This window comes from Pseudoalteromonas luteoviolacea (genome assembly GCF_018100925.1).
GTDB classification, from domain to species: Bacteria; Pseudomonadota; Gammaproteobacteria; order Enterobacterales; family Alteromonadaceae; genus Pseudoalteromonas; species Pseudoalteromonas obscura.
Genome location: NZ_JAGJEH010000008.1, coordinates 236,655 through 254,795 on the forward strand (window position 1 = coordinate 236,655; position 18,141 = coordinate 254,795).

The 18,141-nt window shown below is 43.6% G+C and carries 18 protein-coding genes and 1 riboswitch; of the genes, 8 read left to right on the plus strand and 10 right to left on the minus strand.

Features of this window, described 5'->3' with window-relative positions:
* Nucleotides 1-198 precede the first annotated feature (198 nt).
* A complete protein-coding gene (locus J8M00_RS18430) occupies nt 199-681 on the plus strand; it encodes a YajQ family cyclic di-GMP-binding protein (protein WP_211011984.1) in 483 nt (160 codons plus the stop codon).
* Nucleotides 682-766: 85 nt separating this feature from the next.
* A riboswitch (cobalamin riboswitch) is annotated at nt 767-938 on the plus strand.
* A 40-nt stretch (nt 939-978) separates the two neighbouring features.
* Nucleotides 979-2,835 (plus strand): TonB-dependent receptor domain-containing protein, encoded by a 1,857-nt coding sequence (locus J8M00_RS18435; protein ID WP_211011985.1) that lies wholly within the window; start codon nt 979-981, stop codon nt 2,833-2,835.
* A 33-nt stretch (nt 2,836-2,868) separates the two neighbouring features.
* Here J8M00_RS18435 and msrA read toward each other — a convergent pair whose 3' ends face one another.
* Genes msrA through J8M00_RS18450 form a run of 3 tightly spaced genes read right to left on the minus strand, consistent with a single transcriptional unit; the run spans nt 2,869 to nt 7,562 of the window.
* A complete protein-coding gene (msrA, locus tag J8M00_RS18440) occupies nt 2,869-3,399 on the minus strand; it encodes a peptide-methionine (S)-S-oxide reductase MsrA (protein ID WP_211011986.1) in 531 nt (176 codons plus the stop codon).
* Complete coding sequence (locus J8M00_RS18445) at nt 3,399-6,509, minus strand: efflux RND transporter permease subunit (protein WP_211011987.1); 3,111 nt, start codon at nt 6,507-6,509, stop codon at nt 3,399-3,401. The genes msrA and J8M00_RS18445 overlap by 1 nt, the downstream gene beginning before the upstream one ends.
* 3 nt (nt 6,510-6,512) lie before the next feature.
* The gene (locus tag J8M00_RS18450) at nt 6,513-7,562 is read right to left on the minus strand and encodes an efflux RND transporter periplasmic adaptor subunit (protein WP_211011988.1); all 1,050 of its coding nucleotides are present in this window, start codon (nt 7,560-7,562) and stop codon (nt 6,513-6,515) included.
* A 228-nt stretch (nt 7,563-7,790) separates the two neighbouring features.
* Here J8M00_RS18450 and J8M00_RS18455 point away from each other — a divergent pair, with 228 nt between their 5' ends.
* The 5 genes from J8M00_RS18455 to J8M00_RS18475 are packed head-to-tail and all read left to right on the plus strand — an operon-like array spanning nt 7,791 to nt 11,863.
* Nucleotides 7,791-8,498 (plus strand): DUF2982 domain-containing protein, encoded by a 708-nt coding sequence (locus tag J8M00_RS18455; protein ID WP_211011989.1) that lies wholly within the window; start codon nt 7,791-7,793, stop codon nt 8,496-8,498.
* 17 nt (nt 8,499-8,515) lie between these two features.
* Nucleotides 8,516-8,848: a hypothetical protein gene (locus tag J8M00_RS18460; protein WP_211011990.1), complete on the plus strand. Its 333-nt coding sequence runs from the start codon at nt 8,516-8,518 to the stop codon at nt 8,846-8,848.
* Between the two features lie 32 nt (nt 8,849-8,880).
* Nucleotides 8,881-10,500 carry a DUF1566 domain-containing protein gene (locus J8M00_RS18465; RefSeq protein WP_211011991.1) on the plus strand — a complete coding sequence of 540 codons (1,620 nt, stop codon included), beginning with the start codon at nt 8,881-8,883 and terminating at the stop codon, nt 10,498-10,500.
* Complete coding sequence (locus J8M00_RS18470; protein WP_211011992.1) at nt 10,490-11,026, plus strand: DUF1566 domain-containing protein; 537 nt, start codon at nt 10,490-10,492, stop codon at nt 11,024-11,026. Before J8M00_RS18465 ends, J8M00_RS18470 begins: the two co-directional genes overlap by 11 nt.
* A gap of 54 nt (nt 11,027-11,080) precedes the next feature.
* On the plus strand, nt 11,081-11,863 hold the full coding sequence (locus tag J8M00_RS18475; protein ID WP_211011993.1) for a YggN family protein: 783 nt from the start codon (nt 11,081-11,083) through the stop codon (nt 11,861-11,863).
* Here J8M00_RS18475 and J8M00_RS18480 read toward each other — a convergent pair.
* The 7 genes from J8M00_RS18480 to J8M00_RS18510 all read right to left on the minus strand — a co-directional run bounded on the left by J8M00_RS18480 (nt 11,860) and on the right by J8M00_RS18510 (nt 17,055).
* Entirely contained in the window at nt 11,860-12,699 is an 840-nt protein-coding gene (locus J8M00_RS18480; RefSeq protein WP_211011994.1) for an amidohydrolase family protein, read from the minus strand. The two genes, J8M00_RS18475 and J8M00_RS18480, sit on opposite strands and share 4 nt — an antisense overlap.
* Nucleotides 12,699-13,427, minus strand: coding sequence for an SDR family NAD(P)-dependent oxidoreductase (locus J8M00_RS18485; protein ID WP_211011995.1), 729 nt, complete (start codon nt 13,425-13,427; stop codon nt 12,699-12,701). The genes J8M00_RS18480 and J8M00_RS18485 overlap by 1 nt, the downstream gene beginning before the upstream one ends.
* Nucleotides 13,428-13,436: 9 nt before the next feature.
* Nucleotides 13,437-13,931 (minus strand): FKBP-type peptidyl-prolyl cis-trans isomerase, encoded by a 495-nt coding sequence (locus J8M00_RS18490; protein WP_211011996.1) that lies wholly within the window; start codon nt 13,929-13,931, stop codon nt 13,437-13,439.
* Nucleotides 13,932-13,980: 49 nt separating this feature from the next.
* The gene (locus J8M00_RS18495; RefSeq protein WP_211011997.1) at nt 13,981-15,432 is read right to left on the minus strand and encodes a transglycosylase SLT domain-containing protein; all 1,452 of its coding nucleotides are present in this window, start codon (nt 15,430-15,432) and stop codon (nt 13,981-13,983) included.
* A 153-nt stretch (nt 15,433-15,585) separates the two neighbouring features.
* Nucleotides 15,586-16,539, minus strand: coding sequence for a hypothetical protein (locus J8M00_RS18500; RefSeq protein ID WP_211011998.1), 954 nt, complete (start codon nt 16,537-16,539; stop codon nt 15,586-15,588).
* 1 nt (nt 16,540) lies between these two features.
* Complete coding sequence (locus tag J8M00_RS18505) at nt 16,541-16,828, minus strand: cell division protein ZapA (RefSeq protein WP_211011999.1); 288 nt, start codon at nt 16,826-16,828, stop codon at nt 16,541-16,543.
* On the minus strand, nt 16,828-17,055 hold the full coding sequence (locus J8M00_RS18510) for a hypothetical protein (protein ID WP_023397427.1): 228 nt from the start codon (nt 17,053-17,055) through the stop codon (nt 16,828-16,830). The genes J8M00_RS18505 and J8M00_RS18510 overlap by 1 nt, the downstream gene beginning before the upstream one ends.
* 228 nt (nt 17,056-17,283) lie before the next feature.
* Here J8M00_RS18510 and J8M00_RS18515 point away from each other — a divergent pair, with 228 nt between their 5' ends.
* Nucleotides 17,284-18,120 (plus strand): 23S rRNA (adenine(2030)-N(6))-methyltransferase RlmJ, encoded by an 837-nt coding sequence (locus tag J8M00_RS18515; protein ID WP_211012000.1) that lies wholly within the window; start codon nt 17,284-17,286, stop codon nt 18,118-18,120.
* Nucleotides 18,121-18,141: the final 21 nt, after the last annotated feature.

Below are 18,141 nucleotides of genomic sequence, written 5' to 3' on the forward strand. Positions count from 1 at the left end.
TCCAACTCCAACGTGATGAAGAATCAGTATAACACTGAAATATTAAAAATGGCTTAATAGTAAACGTATGAATAGTCAGCAGTATATGTGCTTGACCGTTTCTAAAAAGAATGAGCGTAAGCAGTGAGTAAAAAACTATATATTATTGCGTATGAGCGTTGTTATAATTCTCCGTAAATTTGTTTTGAGGAGAAAGCAATGCCTTCTTTTGATATCGTATCTGAAATAGAAATGACGGAAGCTAGAAACACCGTTGACAATGCAAACCGTGAACTGGAAACGCGCTATGACTTTCGTGGTGTTGAGGCTTCAATTGAGCTTAAAGATGAAGTGATTCAATTAAAATCGGAATCTGAACAACAAGTAATGCAACTGTTCGACATGGTGGTTGGCAAAGCTGCAAAACGGGGCTTAGATGTTGGCAGCTTCGAGTTGAAAGATGTAGAGCGCAGTGGTAAAACCTTTGCTCGTAAAGTAGCCTTGAAACAAGGTATTGATAAAGATATGGCGAAAAAAGTAGTCAAACTTATCAAGGACTCTAAGTTAAAAGTTCAAGCAGCTATTCAAGGTGAAGAAGTGCGCGTAACGGGTAAAAAACGTGATGATCTACAAGAAGTCATGCAGCTGATCCGTACTGCTGAACTTGGTCAGCCTTTCCAGTTTAAAAACTTCAGAGATTAATCTTAAAGCTATGAGAGTTTCGGTGTTTAAATATAGCACTGGAACTCTAGACGTCCATTGACAATCCCCCCTTAAATCTCGGACAATATGCGCGGAATTTCGAGGTGCCAAAAAATATATACGGAACATAAATGTAATGGATAATCGGGAAGTTGGTGCGCAAGTATAGGACTTGGTAAACCCAACGCTGCCCCCGCAACGGTAAAACTAATTTTAAATGGTTGAGCCCGGAGACCGGCCTTGAATTTGACTTATTTGATGAAACTTTGTGCGGTGGGCACAAAGTAGGGGATCTTCATGATAAAAATATCTGCGCTAAGCGCTGCTGTAATCGCAGCGGTTTCATTTCACACGTCTGCTTCTCAAGAAATTGAACGCATTACAGTAACCGCAAATAAAATTGAACAGTCACAAAAAGATGTGTTAGCAGCTGTGTCGGTTATAGACCGCGCTGACATTGAGCGCAGTGGCGCACGTGACCTTGCAACAATATTATCTCAGCAGGCTGGAATTCAAATTAATGCAAACGGTAGCTTTGGTCACACGACGAGTATTGCATTGAGAGGCGGAAGTTCAGATCATACTTTAGTGTTGATTGATGGTATCCGAGTGGGTTCAGCGACATTGGGTTACAAGTCGATTGAAAAAATTCCATTGCAAAGTGTTGAGCGTGTAGAAATCGTAAAAGGCTCACGCGCTGCGATTTATGGTTCGGACGCAATGGCAGGTGTGATCAACATTATTACTCGTCGAGCTGAACATACCACAGCTGATGTCACTGTTGGCAGTAACAGTTACCGCAATGGACAAGTGGCGACGTCTTATAACCATGAAGATCTGACAATATTGGCTAATTTAGGCTATGAAGAAACCGATAATTTTGACGTTTTGCAAGGAACACAGCCTGATTCAGACGGCCACGACAATACCAGTTTAGGCCTTAAAGCCGAGTATCAAATAGCACCTGACAGCAAGATATTTGCAGCTTTCCAAGGCAGTGAAGGGGACACATTCTACGATAACCCTTTTGGTGCACAAAACGACACTGCATATCTCGATGAATACGATAACCAAGTGGTGAGTTTGGGCTTCGAGACTCAGTTTGGTCAATCTTCACACGCGTTTACAGTGACAAAATCCCAAGATGAATCAGTGAGTGTAGACGAGTCTAAGAGACAGAAAACGATCACTAAGCGCACCATACTTAACTACGATGGGCATATCGATGTACAAGAAAACCTAGTTGTTCTGGGCGGAGTAAGTGCATCAGAAGATGATGTATCAGCTTCGACGTTAGTTTATGAGCAAAGCACACGAGATACTTTGGGTGTGTTTGTGGGATCAGTATATGAATATAACCAAGCGCTTGTTGAAGCGACAGTACGTTACGATGACGATGATCAGTTTGGCAGTGAAGTCACACACAGCGTAGCATTAGGATACAAGGTACATCGTGATGCAACATTTAGGTTTGCACACAATACAGGCTACAAAGCACCAACTTTTAATGACTTGTATTATCCCGGCTCAGGAAACCCGGCGCTATTGCCTGAAGAGTCAGATAACTTTGAGCTTGGCTTGAAGGCGTCACTGGCTGATACCACAGTTGATTTTGCAGTTTATCGCACCGATTATACGAACAAAATAGCTTGGGCACCGAACGTTCAAGGCAATTGGGCACCTGCCAATATTGACAATGCTTTGCATCAAGGTATCGAGGTCAGTGTGTTAAATACGTTGATGTTCGGTATAGAGTCTAACTTTAATTATGCTTTTGTAAATGCCAAAGATGAGTCGAAGGGCAAGCCGCTGCCTCGCATAGCTAAGCACTCTGCCAACTGGTTGCTTGCAAAGCAATGGGATGAGCTTGAGGTGGTAACTGAGCTTCAATTCCGAGGTCAACGTGATAGCTCTAGATCTACGCCTACTGGGGAAGCTTTCAACTTGAGTTCATATACATTGGTTAATTTAGCGGCCAATTACGAATTATCTGATGCACTAAAACTATCGGCGAGAATAGAGAACTTGTTTGATAAAGAATATGGTGCGGTGGTATCTAGTCTGGTATCGAATGAACAACAAGAGGTCGTTTCTGTAAACTACTACAATACACCTGAACGACGCTTTTTTGTTAATTTACAGTATCGCTTTTAAGTCATAAAAAAGGTGAGCTAACGCTCACCTTTTTTACTTTAAATAATCACTAAATCGCTGTTCAAACTTGGCAACTTTTGGCGCTATCATAATACTGCAATATCCTTGGTTGGGGTTTTCATCAAAGTAGTTTTGATGATATTGCTCAGCATCATAAAATATCTCAGCTGCACTCAGTTCTGTCACAATGGACGCTTCATAGTGTGCTTGAATTGCGCAAATGTGCGCTTTTGCGAGCGCTTGCTGTTCATCTGTGTGATAAAAAATCACACTTCTGTATTGAGTCCCGATATCATTTCCTTGCCGGTTCAATTGTGTCGGGTCATGAAGCGTAAAAAACATCTCAAGTAATGTCTCGAACGCTATCAGTTCGGCATCAAATTCCAATTGCACTACTTCCGCATGTCTGGTTGTACCTGAACAGATCTCTTTGTAGGTCGGATTAAGTGTGTCACCACCACTGTAACCTGAGGTGACTGCCGTGACGCCTTTAACTTTGCGAAAGGCGGCATCAATACACCAAAAACATCCACCACCAAACGTGGCCAAATGTAGCTTGCTCATTAATCAACTCCTTCGTTTTGCTCACGATGAGGGTATGCTTGTTGCTGTTCACCAAGTGCAATAGCGGTATGCTCTGGTGAGCGTGTGTGTTTAGCTAGTATGCTATAAGCAGTTGGTATCACAAACAAGGTAAGAATTGTAGCTAGACTAACACCAGCAAATACCACGACACCAATTACCATACGGCTTTCAGAGCCTGGGCCCGTTGCGAGAACTAGCGGAATGGCACTCATAACTGTTGTAAGAGAGGTCATGATGATGGGCCGCAATCGTTGAGTCGCTGCGGTAATAATGGCTTGTTCAAACGCGACTCCTTTATCGCGTAGCTGGTTTGCGAATTCAACAATCAAAATACCATTTTTAGCACTGAGGCCAATTAACATAACAATACCGATTTGACTGTAAATGTTTAAAGAGCTGTCACTAAAGTATAGACCTAGCATTGCGCCTATCAATCCAAGTGGTACGGTTAACATAATTACTAACGGGTGAACAAAGCTCTCGAATTGCGCGGCCAGTACCAAGAAGGTCACAGCCAAGGCCAAAATAAAGACATAGGTCATTGCCGATGCACCTTCATAGAAAAGCTGTGATTCACCTTTATAGTCGATGACACCATCAGTATGGTTTTCGTCTGCCGCGACTTGATTTAAAAAATCAAGAGCTTGTTCAAGGGTATACCCTTGTGCAAGGTTTGCAGTAATCGTGATTGCACGCATGCGGTTAAAGCGATTGAGTCTTGCCGCCGTCGCTTCTTCTTTGACTGTGATCAGGCTATCTAGTGGTACAAGCTGGCCGGTACGTGAGGAAACATAGACATTATTGATATCTGTAGGCGCACTAAAATCCGCTTTTTCTCCCTTTAGGATGACGTCATACTCTTCGCCACGATCAATGAATGTTGTAACACGTCGTTGGCCTAACATGGTTTCAAGCGTGCGGCCAATATCATTGCTTGATACACCTAAATCAGCCGCTTTTAATTTATCAATACTGATTAGAAACTGTGGGAAGGTCTCTTTGTAATCGTGATCTAATCTGACTAGCCCCGGATTGTTGCGGGCTCGTTCAAAAATGCGATCTCGCCATGCAGCTAACTCTTGATAGTCATTACCTTGCAATACAAACTCAATTGGACGGGAAGAGCCGCCACCCCCTATGCCACGGCGCATGATCGCAAATGCTCTGACGTCAGTAACTTGTTGCATTTTGCCACTGATCTCAGACATGACTTGCCAGGTTGAGCGTTTGCGCTCATCCCAATCTGGCATGCCCACGATAGCGACACCACCCCGGTTACCCCACCCAGGCACGCGAACTAAAACGCGGCTGAGCTCTTCGTTTTCCAAATAAGGCATTAAGTGCTGTTCTATTTGTGCCATATTTGCAGCGTTATTTTCATAACTCGCCCCTTCAGGGCCATTCATCATGATAAAAAAGGTGCCGCGGTCTTCTTTGGGTGTAAGTTCAGAGGGAATTTGCTTAAAGAGTCCGTAGCTGGCGGCAACTGAAAGTGCTAGCACTAATATCAACCCATATCGGCTATGAATATTATTTTTTAGTACCGTTTGGTAGCCTTGCTCCAGCTTACCAAACTGTTGGTTCATCCACTGTGAAAAGCGGCCTTCTTGGCCCTGTTTGAGTACTTTTGAGCAAAGAGCGGGTGATAATGTAAGGGCAGTGATACTCGAAAATATAACCGCAGCGCTGACTGCCAGCGCGAATTCTGTAAATAGCGCACCAATACGTCCATCCATAAAGACGAGCGGTACAAAAACTGATACTAAGACTAACGTGGTTGCGATAATTGCAAAACCTACTTCTCGAGCACCGCGAAATGCGGCAAGTAACCTTGGTTCACCTTGTTCTATTCGGCGGTGAATGTTTTCCAACATTACTATGGCATCGTCCACAACTAAGCCAATAGCGAGAACCAATGCTAATAATGTTAGCAAGTTAATAGAGTAACCCATTGCCAGCAAAAACATGAAGGTTGCTACTAAGGCAACGGGCACCGTGACCGCGGGGATCAAGGTTGCGCGAATATTACCGAGGAAAATAAAAATGATCAGTACCACCAAACCCATAGCGATGGCGAGTGTTCGGTATACTTCCGATATCGATTCGCGAATAAAGATAGAGGAGTCGTAGCTGTCTTCTATCCGAGTGCCTTCAGGTAGGTTACGTTTAATAGCAATAAGTTCTTGTTTAACGTTATCAACTACCTCAAGAGTATTAGCTTTGGCTTGCTTTACAATACCAAGGCCTATCATATTGTTGCCATTGCCGCGGAATGTACTTTCTTCATCTTGCGCTTCTAAAGATACTTTGGCAACTTCGTTCAATCGGATCAGGTAGCCATTCTCACCCCGTTTGATAACAAGGTTATCAAAATCGGTTTGAGAGGTATAATTACGTGCGATCCGCACGGCAAAGTCACGATCTAGTGATTCAATTTCACCAGCGGGCAGTTCAACATTCTCTCTACGTAACACATTTTCTATATCGCTACTTGTCACACCTCTGGCGGCCATAGCTTTGCGATCAAGCCAAATTTTCATCGCATACCTTCGCTCTCCGCCGATTTGTACTCGGGAGACACCGTCAACAACGGCTAGACGATCTACTATATAACGTTGAGCGTAGTCTGAGAGTTGCAGTGTATCCATTGACGTACTATTGAGTACAAACCAAGCTACGGCATTTTCATCGTCGCTGGACTTAGACACTTCTGGAGGGCGAACCTGCTCGGGGAGTCGATCTAGTGCGCGAGAAACTCGTTCACGAACATCGTTAGCTGCGGCGTCAATGTCTCTATCAATATTAAACTCAATGGTGATGTTAGAGCGTCCATTGCGACTTGATGAATTAATGCTTTTGATACCTTCGATACCAGAAATACGGTTCTCAAGCACTTGAGTTATTTTGGCTTCGACTACAGCTGCTGACGCGCCCGTGTAATCTGTGCTGACATTGACTATGGGGGTTTCAATATCTGGGTATTCACGCAGAGGCAGCATGGTAAAAGCCACAATACCGAAAGTAAGCAGCAGTAAATTTATGACAATAGCAAAAACAGGGCGCTTTACGGCCGTATCAGTGATCTTCACGCTTTACCCCTTTACCGTAACTTGGCTACCGCTGCGAATTTTAGTTGTGCCTTCGGTCACAACTAACTGTCCCGACTCGATGCCTTTAACCGCAACCCAGCCGGAAAAGCGATTTAACAAGGTGATCTGTTGCTGTTTAACTTTATTGTCCTCAACAATATACACAAAATGCTTGTCTTGCCTTGGGATCAGGCTTTTTTCTGGCACCATTAAAGCGTTCACTTGTTGCAGTTGCACTGCGACGTTGAGCAACATGCCCGGACGAAGGTGATTTTCAGCGTTGTCGAAACTGGCGGTAACTTGAATACTGCGGGTGGATTCGTCAATACGTGGGTCGATGTGAGAAATGTGTCCCCAAAACAACTGTTGTTGATATGCGTCACTCACTACACTGGTCTTCATACCCAAAGTTAATTTTGCTAAGTATTTTTCTGGGAGCTGAAAATCTACTTTAATGGTGTTGATGTCGTCTAAGGTGGTCAGCGGTGTGTTGTCTTTTACGTAGCTGCCAATTGATACCAAGCGCTTTCCTAATACGCCATCAAAGGGCGCGTAAATCGTCATTTCCGAGAGCTTGAGTTTCGTGGCTTGAAGTTGAGTATTGAGCGCCTCTACTGTTGAGCGCTGTGCATCAAGCTGAGAGCGAGCGGCAGACTGTGTTTTGGCTAGCTCTGTTAAACGGGTCAGCTGTCTTTGTTGTTCTTTTAAATTGATAGTCAACTCTTTGACAGCTAAAAGCTCTTCTTTGTTGTTCAGCTGCGCTAATTTTTGTCCACGTGTTACAGATTGACCATCGCTGAATAAAATGTCGCTGATATAATCACTGTGTGAACTTGTAATGTCGACCGCTTGGTTGGCTCGAGCAGAACCAATGGCTTCAGCGGTTACTGCGCGATGTTGAGGGGTAACGGTATGAACAGAGACTTCTACAGCCCTGCTGGCACGATTTGATTGCTCACCTTGAGTTGCGGGAAAATAGAGATAGCCGCACAATGCAATTAGCATTAAAATAAGGGTAGGAAAAAGGGCTTTGCCCGACTGATTTGCACGCATAATTTAATCTCACTATTTGTAGATGATTAGTGTACAAAAATTCTTGAGGGAGAAAATTGCGGATATCTTGTATATTTGTGTATTAAACGAAAATATAACAAGACACCTTACTGTGTACCCAAAAGGTTACGAAAATGCGTAAAGTAAAACCCTGTAAAAAATGTCTGCAATTACGAAAACTATTCGTGTGGTTGATTGCAATGCTGATATTTTATTGGTGGTTCTACTATGCATAAAGTATCACTGCGAGCGACAGCCAATCGTCACAGTATCGAGTTTATGCTCGCGGGTGGTATCTGCCTTGTTATTATTATTGTGTTTGTTGCGCTGCGAGCTACGCCACCTACGATATTAGAGTTGGCGTTTGCAGCAGCTGCTATTTGCTCGATATTACTGGGCTTTTTAAAAAGTCAGCAGCCTTTTTACAGTATTGAAATGAGCGCCATTACACTCAATTATGTCCATAAATATGGCGTTATGCATGTTTCTCATAAGAATTTTCACTCCAGCGGTGTCCCTTTTGTAACACAAGGAGTTGAAAACCTTGAGTTAAATGCTGTAGGTATTAAACTAAACAATATTGATGAGTTTTTGATAGAGCTGACCCCCCGTTTGGCTGGGAAGCTATTAATAGAACAGCGGCATATTTTTTTACAAGCTGTTAAAATACATTGCGCAAATGGCAATTGTCCATCAGAATGGCTAATAGAAGAAACCTGCTATGAATCGCCGGATGGGCGCTCATATACAGGCCTGATGGCCATGTTTGCAAATAGGATGCAAAATCTTAAAACGATTACTGGGTACGATCTCATCTTACCTGCGAATGTTTTAGACAGGGATATATGGCAATTTGCTAATATTTTAAACCACTGGAAGTTAACACCAGAAAAGGTGGTCAAAGATTTGCATGAGCAAATTGCCACCGCTAGATGAAGTAACAGGATATATACATGAGCTTCGATAGAGCCTTTATTAAAAGTGGTCGTAATACCATTATCCATAAAGATAAAAAGCTCGATTTAGTGATCGTGAATGCGGAAAGCCACCCAAAGATTAAGGTAACAGCCACGGGCTTAGTGCCGTTTAAAGAAGAGTTACCGAGAAATCGCCGGGAAGCTAAAGAGCGCTATTTAGAGGTGGTGCAAATTTCAAGTGCAGACGTATTCAGCGAAGTTAAGCGACTGCTTTTTATTCAGTCATTAGACGGTCGTGAATATAAAGTAGATTACAGTAAGGTTGGCACTAAGTTATTTGTTCGTATCCATCAAGATAGCTACCTCTAACATGACACGGAGGTAGTCAGTTAGGAGTTGTAATGCTAAAAAAATCGCTTGTCGTCATGGCCATCTCAACGGTGTTGAGTGGCTGTGGAGGTTCAGGTGGCTCAAATGAAGAAGTTGTCAGAGCCAGTGTCAATGCAGGACAAGATGTCACTGTCATCGAAAAGAACGAATTTACGCTTAAAGCAGCAGCTTCACCCACTGGAGGAACATTTAACTGGCAGGTCACATCAGGCCCGTCTTTTGATGGTTTTCCACAAACTGGGGAAGAGCTGACTGTCACTGCACCCGATGTAAAAGGCAACAGCCTTGCTGTGCTGAAAGTTGACTACCTTGCGCCAAATGGCGAGTTGGTGAGCGATACGCTGAATGTCAATATTACATCTAATAACCAGTTGCCTGTTGCGGTTGTAAAGCAAACTGCGCCGGAAGAGTCGTCAAAATATCAAGATACAATAGTTTTGTCGGCATCTGAGTCGAGTGACCCCGATGAAAACGGACAGGTGGTAGGGTATAAATGGCAATTGATCTCAGGGCCAAGCAACATATCTGTGGAAGATACGGGCAAGGTCACTTTAAGTTTTGTACACCCTTTATTAGCTGAAACACAAACTGCGGTTTGGCGCTTAACAGTCACTGATGATGAGGGTGGCAGTACAACAACGGATATCAGTGTTGCTCTGGCTAAAAATGATGAGGTTGTGCTAGCCGAAGCCGGTGAAGATCAACAGGTACTTGAGTTTGATACAGTCACGTTAGACGCAACCAAAAGTGTCACGGTTGACGGGCAATATACGTGTAACTGGCAGCAATCCAGCACTGGCAGCGCTATCACTCTTGCCAATAACACCGAATGCAAAACGACTTTTCAAGCCCCTGATAAAGAACAAAATACCTTTGCTACCTTTAAAGTGACGGTGACAGACTCCGCTAATCGCAGTGGTGATGATGAAGTTCGGATTGATATATTGCCTAAACCACTCAGTAACCTGAATGACAGTGGTTCGAGCACCTGCTACAACAATTCTACAGCCATTTCGTGTGGCGACAGTTCATTCCCCAGGCAGGATGCTGAGTTAGGTAGAGATAGTGTTGCACAAGTGATCTCTAAAGAGGGATCTGGCAATCTAGCCTTTGACTTTACTAAACTGGATGCAGACGGCAAAGAGCTGCAAGATGATGCGCCGACATTTAGCTGTGTGCGGGATAACATCACAGGGCTAGTTTGGGAAGTGAAAGATCAAACTGCGACGTCAATTCGCTATGCGCAAAACCATTATACGTGGACATTTAATACAAATGTAGCGGGTGGTATTCAAGCGTTTATCAATAGTGTCAATGGGCTGGCTGGTGGTTATTGTGGCGGTAATACTTGGCGCTTACCAAGTTATACCGAGCTGATGAGCATCGTCGATTTTGGTCGAAACAGCGTCCATGTATTAGATCCCGCATTTTTCCCCAACATGCCAGATGAAGCAATACAGGGACATTTATATTACTGGACAAATCAAACTGCGGTTGGGGGAACCGATGGTTTGGATGCTAACCTTACCAGAGCTTATGTAATTGATATGATTACAGGAAATGACGTGCCCAGAGCAAAAGCACAAACCGCATATGTAAGACTTGTACGAGGAAATGCAAATGCAAATTAAACTCTTAATAGCCACTTTCCTATTTAGCTCTGTAGCATTTGCTCAGCAATGTGCCTCGGATACATCTGTCCCACTGTCTACGCCTGACGAGCGATTTATCGTAAATGAAGATGGTACAGTGTGTGACACCAAGACGGATATTATGTGGCAACGTTGTACTTTTGGCTTTGTATTTAACGCAGAAACAGGGAGTTGTGATAATAAGGAGCAGCAGCTTAATTGGCAGCAGGCTTTAACAGCAGCAAATAATAGCCGCTTAGGAGGTCATGATGACTGGCAGGTGCCAAATGTTAAAGAGCTGGCAACTATTGTGGAGCGCAGCTGTGAAGACCCAGCGATTAACGCTACTGTCTTTTTAGGTAATCACAGTGGTAACTATTGGACCAGTACGACTTACGCAAAAGATATATCACGGGCTTGGACATACCAATTTGCCGATGGATTGAATGATAGATCAAGTAGTAAAACTTCAGACGCGTTTGTGCGATTAATGCGATATACATTTTGCCCGCAATCAGAAAAATAAGTTTGGTTAAAAATTAAAATTTGCTACCCTCATGCTATTACGTATGGGGGTAGTATGAAGTTGTCTATATCTAGCACTAAGTCTGTTTTGTTCTCGTTGTTGTTTGGGGCTTCGAGTATTGCGTATGCTGATGATAAATGTGACGTAGAGTTAGGGCATGGTTTAATTATCACTGATTCGGTGATCCGCATTTTAGACAATGGCCAAACACGTGTTCAAATCAACAATGACAACCAGCTTCTCGTCCGTGGGCTTTGGGTGCAGCTCAATGCGCAGGAAACTCAAGTATTACAAGAGTATGCAAAGGGGATCCGGGATACTGTACCCGAGCTAGTTAACCTTGCTACCGATGGGGTAAACCTTGGCCTGAGCGCCATTGAGCAAGTGGTCGAGGGGATGTCAGATAGCAACCCTGAGGTACTAAAAACACAACTTCAATACGTTGAACGTGCGTTGATGGACAAATTCAAGCGCGGAGAAGACTTCTATTATATTGCTCCTCAATCACTCTCCAAAATTGACGACTTCTTTACCAAGGAGATCAGCGGAAAAATTCACTCCGCAGTGCATGGCTCACTAGGCGCTATTTTGGTATCAGTGGGTGATGCGTTCAAATCTCGAGAAGGTAATATTGAAAGTCGATTCTCGGATATGGGACAGCGCATGGAGATCATCTCTAAAGAAATCGACAAATCTTTACAGCAAAAAGCCGCCCAGCTTGAAGTTAAGGCCAATGAATACTGCGAGTGCCTCAATACACTGGACGAAACAGAAAAGCGCTTACAGGTCATTGTGCCAAGTTTAGCCGCATTTGATTTGGTCCAGATCCGCTCTTAAAGTGTAAATCCATAAATGCGTTTTGCATTGTCAAAGCTTAGCGCTTGCCAAAGCGTCGGATCAATTTGTTGTACCAGTTCGTAATAGTGCGCCCACTGCCTTTGATAGTCATGCTCGATTAAGCACACCGGGTGATTTGAAGCAAGCATCACGCGTGTCGGTCCAAACTGCGTTAACAAAACGTCGAGTTGTTGTTGTGGGTTCATTGGTGCATCAAGCAGCTCTTGACCTGAAAATTTAATAAAGCAGTTGTTCAGCTTTGCGAGCTTTTCAATATTGTCCTGCCAATTGTCACGGCAAGTCATAAATCCGGCGTGGTTGATGACTAAACGGCTATTTTTATGCGTTTGATGTATCTCGAACAAGTGTTCACTGACCGCGCTATTATGAACTTCAAATTGTGCTTCGAAGTGCAAACCTAACTCGCTTAAATGCTGTATGTTTAGGATCACATTAGGAGACAGTAGGCGCTCGGCATCCTCTCCCTCTGTAATATCTCGTATTGCCACCAAACTGGGATGGTGTAGTTTTTTAAGCGCCGCGTTAAACAGCTCTGGAGGGTTATCTATTTTAGCGTAAGCGACCGCTTTATAGGGTAATGGTGGAACGACACTTTCCAGCCATTGGAGCTCGTTAATCGGATTGCTATTATCGAATCCTGCTTCAACATGAACACATGCTGCCACTGAAACCGAAGACATATTCTTTAGGTCCGATGGTAAGTGATTTTGTTTTATCTGTTCAATATTATTCCAAGCAGGTGGATTGTGCTTGAGCCATTGGTATTGGCCTTTTTCAAGGTCAAAAAAATGCAAATGTGGGTCGATAATCTTCATTAGCGTGCCGTATAACCGCCATCTATGGTTTGTAAGCTGCCAGTAATGAAGGCAGCATCGTCACTCAGTAAAAATGCAACCAGAGCGGCAATTTCCTGTGGTTGACCGAGTCGTCCTAAAGGTTGTAATGCCGCCTCTTCCGCGACAATCTCGGCCTTATCAGCACCACTTTTAGCACAATACTTATCAATGGCATTGTGAAAAAGAGGCGTTTCTATGGTGCCTGGGCAAACAGCATTTGCGCGAATATTATACTGCGCGTAATCTAATGCCGTTGTTTTAGCCATAGAAGCCAGCGCGTGCTTAGTTAAGTTGTATGCAAATGAATTTGGCTTGCCAACATGTGCTTGATCTGAAGAAATCAACACTATTTTGCCACTGTGTTGTGTTTTCATACTCGGTAATACAGCTTGTACCGCCGCATATGCGCCTTTTACGTTAAGAGCAAAAAGTGCATCCAGTGTTGCTTCGTCAGTTTGTTCTATGGTGGCACTGAGGTGTTTACCTGCATTTGAAACGAGCGCATCAATGCGGCCTGTTTCGGCGGCAATTTCAGCAATTGTCTGTTTAACTTGCTCAACTTGACTGACGTCACAGTGACGAAATTCACCTGTTTCGCTGTGGGCAATGTCGAGGTTAAACACTCGGTAGTTTTGGCTTTGCAGCTTCTCAACAATGGCTTTACCAATGCCGAAGCTGCCACCAGTGATGATGGCAACAGGTTGCATATATTTTCCTTAGTGATCGTGTCCGCAGCCGCCCGCACCATGAACGTGGCCGTGGGAAAGTTCTTCGGCTGTTGCAGCTCTAACATTCACAACTTCTACATCAAATGTCAAAGTTTTACCTGCGAATGGGTGGTTCAGATCGCAATCAGCATTAAAACGACCGACTTTTACGATAGTTACTTGGTGTCTGCCCTGATTCGAGTCGACAATGGCTGTCATGCCAGGTTTCCAAACTTTACTGTTGCCAAGACCTTGCAAATGCTTGATTGGAATTCGCTGTACTAGACCTTCTTGATATTCGCCGTAGCTGTCTTTAGGCTCAAGAGTCACAGTGAACTTGTCACCAGCCGTTTTACCTTCTAACGCTTGTTCTAAGCCTGGTAACATGCCTTCTTGGCCGTGCAGGTAGCTCAGTGGTTCTCCACTCGTGCTTGACTCAATTTGCTCAGTGCCTTCTGTCAGCGTGTAGTGAAACTCTACCGCGGTATCTTTTGCTATTTGCATATGTGCTCTTTATATCTCTTTGATGTGAGCCCGTATTCTACGCTAGCCCCTAGTCAGGGGGCAAGTTAGGTTGGTTTGTCTTAGGCACTTCTTTGAGCTGTAGAGCACCTTCCAAGACGTCTAAATAACTCGGTTCGTTGGTGTGCGCCTTTGGTTGTGGATTGGCTTGACTTGGTAGATGCAATATCAGCACTTTGCCTGGAGATAAAATACTAGCAGCTTGCAAGTTATTCCAATCAAGCAAGTCTTTTAATGGCACTTGATAATGCTGGCTTAAATCCCACAGTGAGTCGCCGGAAACAATTGTATGATGATGTTCAATGGTGGGCTTTTTAGGTATGGCTTGCTGTTCTAAGTACGGGCTTATTTGGTAGTCAACAGTCAGAGAACGGTTTAAGTTTGCCTGGTTAATCAACAGTGTTTCGCCAACTCGAATGAGGTTACTTTGTTTATTATTTAGCTGCTTTATTTTTTTTACCGAGGTGCCGAACTGGCGTGCAATACCATAGAGTGTGTCGTTTAATTTCACACTGTAGCTGCGACTAAACTGCTCACGATAAAACGGGCTTTGCATCAGCGCTTTTTCTGAGAGTGGAACGAGTATTTTATGGGGGCCTTGCTCTGGGCTTTGGTGTCGCAAAAAGCCGGTATTCAGGTCGTGAAGCTTTTGTTTATCAATGTCGAGTAACTGCGCGAGTACACCAAAATTAAAGGCTTGGCCAACATCCAACATTGTTGTACTAGGTGTGTTATTTAAATTTGGGCGCTTGAACCCTGTTTGGGGATGCTTGAGCAAATAACTCAGTGCCAGCAGCTTTGGAATATAATCAGCTGTTTCTTTGGGCAGTTTTAGGTGCCAATAATGCGTACTTTTACCAGCTGCTCGATTGCGCTTTATCGCCGCTTTTACACGTCCTTCACCAGTATTGTAAGCAGCAATGGCATGTAGCCAATTACCTTTAAAGGTTTTATGCAGATACTGTAGGTAAGATAATGCTGCATCTGTGGATGCCAGTACGTCACGGCGTCCATCGTACCAATCATTACTTTGCAGACCAAAATGATAGGCAGTAGCATCAACTAATTGCCAAACGCCAACAGCGCTTTGCTGTGATACTGCAAGAGGGCGGAAATCACTTTCAACAAAAGGTAAAAGAGCGAGATCAAGCGGTAAGTTGCGCTGCTCTATTTTTTTTACGATATGGTATAGATAAGGTGAAGCTCGGCGATTCACCGTTAGTAAATACTCAGGTTGAGAGAGGTACCATTCTACTCTGGTTTTAAGGCGTGGGTGTGGAGTCTGCTCAAAGCTGAGATTTTGCGCGATGTGCTGCCAAATATCAGGCGCTTTATACGGTTTTGGTGGTTCAGGCTCCGGTTCAACAGCATTTTCAATAGCTTCAGGTACAGGCTTAAATGTTTTTTGCGTCAATAAATCTTTCAGCACATCTTGATGGGATGCACTTTGGGTAGGTGTTTGCTTGCATCCTATTACGCTCATTAAAGTGACGCAAAAACAAAATATTACACATAGATTTTTATACTTCATAAAAGTAACGCACAAGAAACCACAATGGGTATTCGATAGTTGAAGTAGCATAGCTCATGATCAGTACTATACCTGTTGATGGTTATTTGTTCAAAAACTAGCGTGTTATTTTTGTTTCAGTGCCTGTTTAAAATATGCATCAAACTGCTCTGAGGAGACGTTATGCTTTAGATAAACTTGGCGTAGCTCATTGAGTTGTTGTGGGGTATGAGCCGAGTTAAGTAGCTCTAAAAAAGCAATCGGTAGATGAAGTTGTGACTTTTTATAGGGTTTGCCAAAACTGGGTAATATCCAGTTGAACGAATCGGATTGTCCAATTGAACGCAGTGTGTTGTACCATGCAAGGGTGTTCGACTGTGCAACGTAGGGTAAGGGGTTGACAGTATGCCCTCCGTAAAGGGCCCCATTTTTTGGAGCCTGGATGTATAGCCCGCGGCCTTTGTATCCATGCAAAGGTTTTGCGTGCAGTGCAAAGTTTCCTAGTTCTAAATGGAGTGGTTTGTCAATTTCTGTAATTTTAGGGGATTTTAGTGTGCGCCAGCGCACCAATCTCTGTTTGGCTTGTTGTAATTTTGCATGCCAATCGAGTTGTGCAGACTCAGGTGCAGAAGTAATGCGTTTCTCACTCAGTTTTAAACTTTGTTCAAACCCCTGTAATTTTTGTGCAATTTCTTGTTTTAGAGCACTATTGAGTTGGGTGTTTTCATGTGTGTACTTGGCTGTATAAATAACCGCTTCGGGAAACGCGCCTTGCAGTAACATCACACCAGACAATTGCTTTAGGTCTAAATTGGTGGCAAGTACGTAACAAAGTGGCACCGTGAGCTTCGAGCGAATTTGCGCAACAAGCAACTCAATCGCAACGAAGTCCCCATGACTGTCGACTAACGCAGCACATTTTTCTCCTTGGATCAGTGCTTGATTGGGCAGTAAAAAACTGGCTTGTTTAGCCGGTTCAATTAAGGTGGTATGTTTGTCTATTTGATGCCATGTAGCAGCGAGTGATTGGATAGGAAGAAGCAGCAGAAAAAAGAGGCTAACGCCGATTCTTGATGGCATGTTACTTAGCCCCTAAATGGGCGCCTAATCGCTCAACTAGCTGGTTGCTTTTTGCTCTCGCCGATTGTTGCTCTTGTTCCAGTGCCTGAAAATCGTGACATAGGTGCAGAGCAGCCATTAGTAGGGCGTTTTGATCTGTGCGAACTGTATCTTTGCGTTTCATTTCATCAACACGTGAATTGAGCAGCTCAACAGCATCGACAAGCGCTTGCTCTTGACCTTCAGGACACGAAAACTGGTGACTTTTACCAAGTAAGGTAACAGCCACCTGGCTTACTTTATCTGTCATTAGCTCGCCTGATGAGCACTCTGAAGTTTATCAAGTAGGCTGCTGAGTGTTGTGCTGGTTTCTTTTTGCTTTTCTTCGCGTTCAAGTAACTCTAGCTGCAACGTCTCATTTTCATCAACTAATTTGCTGTTTTGCTCTTTCAATTGATTGATTTGCTGCTCTAGTTGCTCATTTTTGCCAATAAGCTGATCTACCAGTTGTTCGAGTTGTGGAAGAATATCGTTCATTTTAAATGCGCTCTTATCACTGTGTTTTGTCATGCAAATGTAAAGCAAAGTGGGCTTTATTACCAGTATTTGCGTAGCTTTATACTGATTTTTGCGCCGTTTTGAGAGATAATTCCGATAACTTCGTATTTTGTTCATTTGTTATTCATTAAAGTGGTCAGATTTCGGCCGCACGGATTTGAGACGAATTTTCAAAAAACCACTTATAGTCAGTGAATAAGGCATATTATGCTCAGTTATAGACACTCTTTTCATGCTGGTAATCCGGCAGACGTAATCAAGCACTTAGTATTGGCTGAAGTGCTTTCATACATGACACGCAAAGATAAGCCATTTGACTATATAGACACACATTCTGGGGCTGGGTTATTTGAGTTGGCTTCCAGTGATGCACAAAAGACCCAGGAGTTTGAAGATGGGATAGGACGCCTTATGCACTATGCAGGTAGTAACGAGGCAATTATTCGCTACTTAGATATGGTAAAAGGCTTTAACGAGAGCGCCTTAGCCTACTATCCTGGCTCGCCAAAAGTGGCCGAACAATACCTGCGCAAACAAGACAAAGGTTGGTTCTTTGAATTGCACCCGCAAGATTTGCCGATATTGCAAAAAAACACGGCACATAAACGTTCATTGCGTGTAAAGGGGGAAGATGGTTTCAAAGGTCTCCTCGGTCTGGTTCCTCCAATGTCTCGCCGTGCTGTAGTGTTGATGGATCCGCCTTACGAAATAAAAACAGACTACCAAAAAGCGGTTAAAACGATTTTAAAAGCGCATAAAAGCTTCACCTCGGGTACATACATGATTTGGTATCCAGTTGTTGACCGAGCTCGTATTGATCAAATGGAAGCTGAACTGATAGCCTCTGGCGTGAAAAATATCCAATTATTTGAATTGGCTACTTCGGCAGATACTGAGGAGCGAGGTATGACGGCATCAGGCATGATAGTTATTAATCCTCCCTATGTGCTTAAAGAAACTATGGATAGTGTACTGCCCGAATTGGTTAAAGAGTTAGCTGCTGATGAAGGGGCATTTCGCAGTATTGAACTGGTTGGTGAGTAACCCCAGCTGTTTGGTCTCCTG

Excerpts from the sequence above, each read along its gene's own strand:
- J8M00_RS18430 (WP_211011984.1), top strand. The coding sequence starts at position 199 with ATGCCTTCTTTTGATATCGTATCTGAAATAGAAATGACGGAAGCTAGA.
- J8M00_RS18435 (WP_211011985.1), top strand. The coding sequence starts at position 979 with ATGATAAAAATATCTGCGCTAAGCGCTGCTGTAATCGCAGCGGTTTCA.
- msrA (WP_211011986.1), bottom strand. The coding sequence starts at position 3,399 with ATGAGCAAGCTACATTTGGCCACGTTTGGTGGTGGATGTTTTTGGTGT.
- J8M00_RS18450 (WP_211011988.1), bottom strand. The coding sequence starts at position 7,562 with ATGCGTGCAAATCAGTCGGGCAAAGCCCTTTTTCCTACCCTTATTTTA.
- J8M00_RS18455 (WP_211011989.1), top strand. The coding sequence starts at position 7,791 with ATGCATAAAGTATCACTGCGAGCGACAGCCAATCGTCACAGTATCGAG.
- J8M00_RS18460 (WP_211011990.1), top strand. The coding sequence starts at position 8,516 with ATGAGCTTCGATAGAGCCTTTATTAAAAGTGGTCGTAATACCATTATC.
- J8M00_RS18465 (WP_211011991.1), top strand. The coding sequence starts at position 8,881 with ATGCTAAAAAAATCGCTTGTCGTCATGGCCATCTCAACGGTGTTGAGT.
- J8M00_RS18470 (WP_211011992.1), top strand. The coding sequence starts at position 10,490 with ATGCAAATTAAACTCTTAATAGCCACTTTCCTATTTAGCTCTGTAGCA.
- J8M00_RS18475 (WP_211011993.1), top strand. The coding sequence starts at position 11,081 with ATGAAGTTGTCTATATCTAGCACTAAGTCTGTTTTGTTCTCGTTGTTG.
- J8M00_RS18480 (WP_211011994.1), bottom strand. The coding sequence starts at position 12,699 with ATGAAGATTATCGACCCACATTTGCATTTTTTTGACCTTGAAAAAGGC.
- J8M00_RS18485 (WP_211011995.1), bottom strand. The coding sequence starts at position 13,427 with ATGCAACCTGTTGCCATCATCACTGGTGGCAGCTTCGGCATTGGTAAA.
- J8M00_RS18490 (WP_211011996.1), bottom strand. The coding sequence starts at position 13,931 with ATGCAAATAGCAAAAGATACCGCGGTAGAGTTTCACTACACGCTGACA.
- J8M00_RS18495 (WP_211011997.1), bottom strand. The coding sequence starts at position 15,432 with ATGAGCGTAATAGGATGCAAGCAAACACCTACCCAAAGTGCATCCCAT.
- J8M00_RS18500 (WP_211011998.1), bottom strand. The coding sequence starts at position 16,539 with ATGCCATCAAGAATCGGCGTTAGCCTCTTTTTTCTGCTGCTTCTTCCT.
- J8M00_RS18505 (WP_211011999.1), bottom strand. The coding sequence starts at position 16,828 with ATGACAGATAAAGTAAGCCAGGTGGCTGTTACCTTACTTGGTAAAAGT.
- J8M00_RS18510 (WP_023397427.1), bottom strand. The coding sequence starts at position 17,055 with ATGAACGATATTCTTCCACAACTCGAACAACTGGTAGATCAGCTTATT.
- J8M00_RS18515 (WP_211012000.1), top strand. The coding sequence starts at position 17,284 with ATGCTCAGTTATAGACACTCTTTTCATGCTGGTAATCCGGCAGACGTA.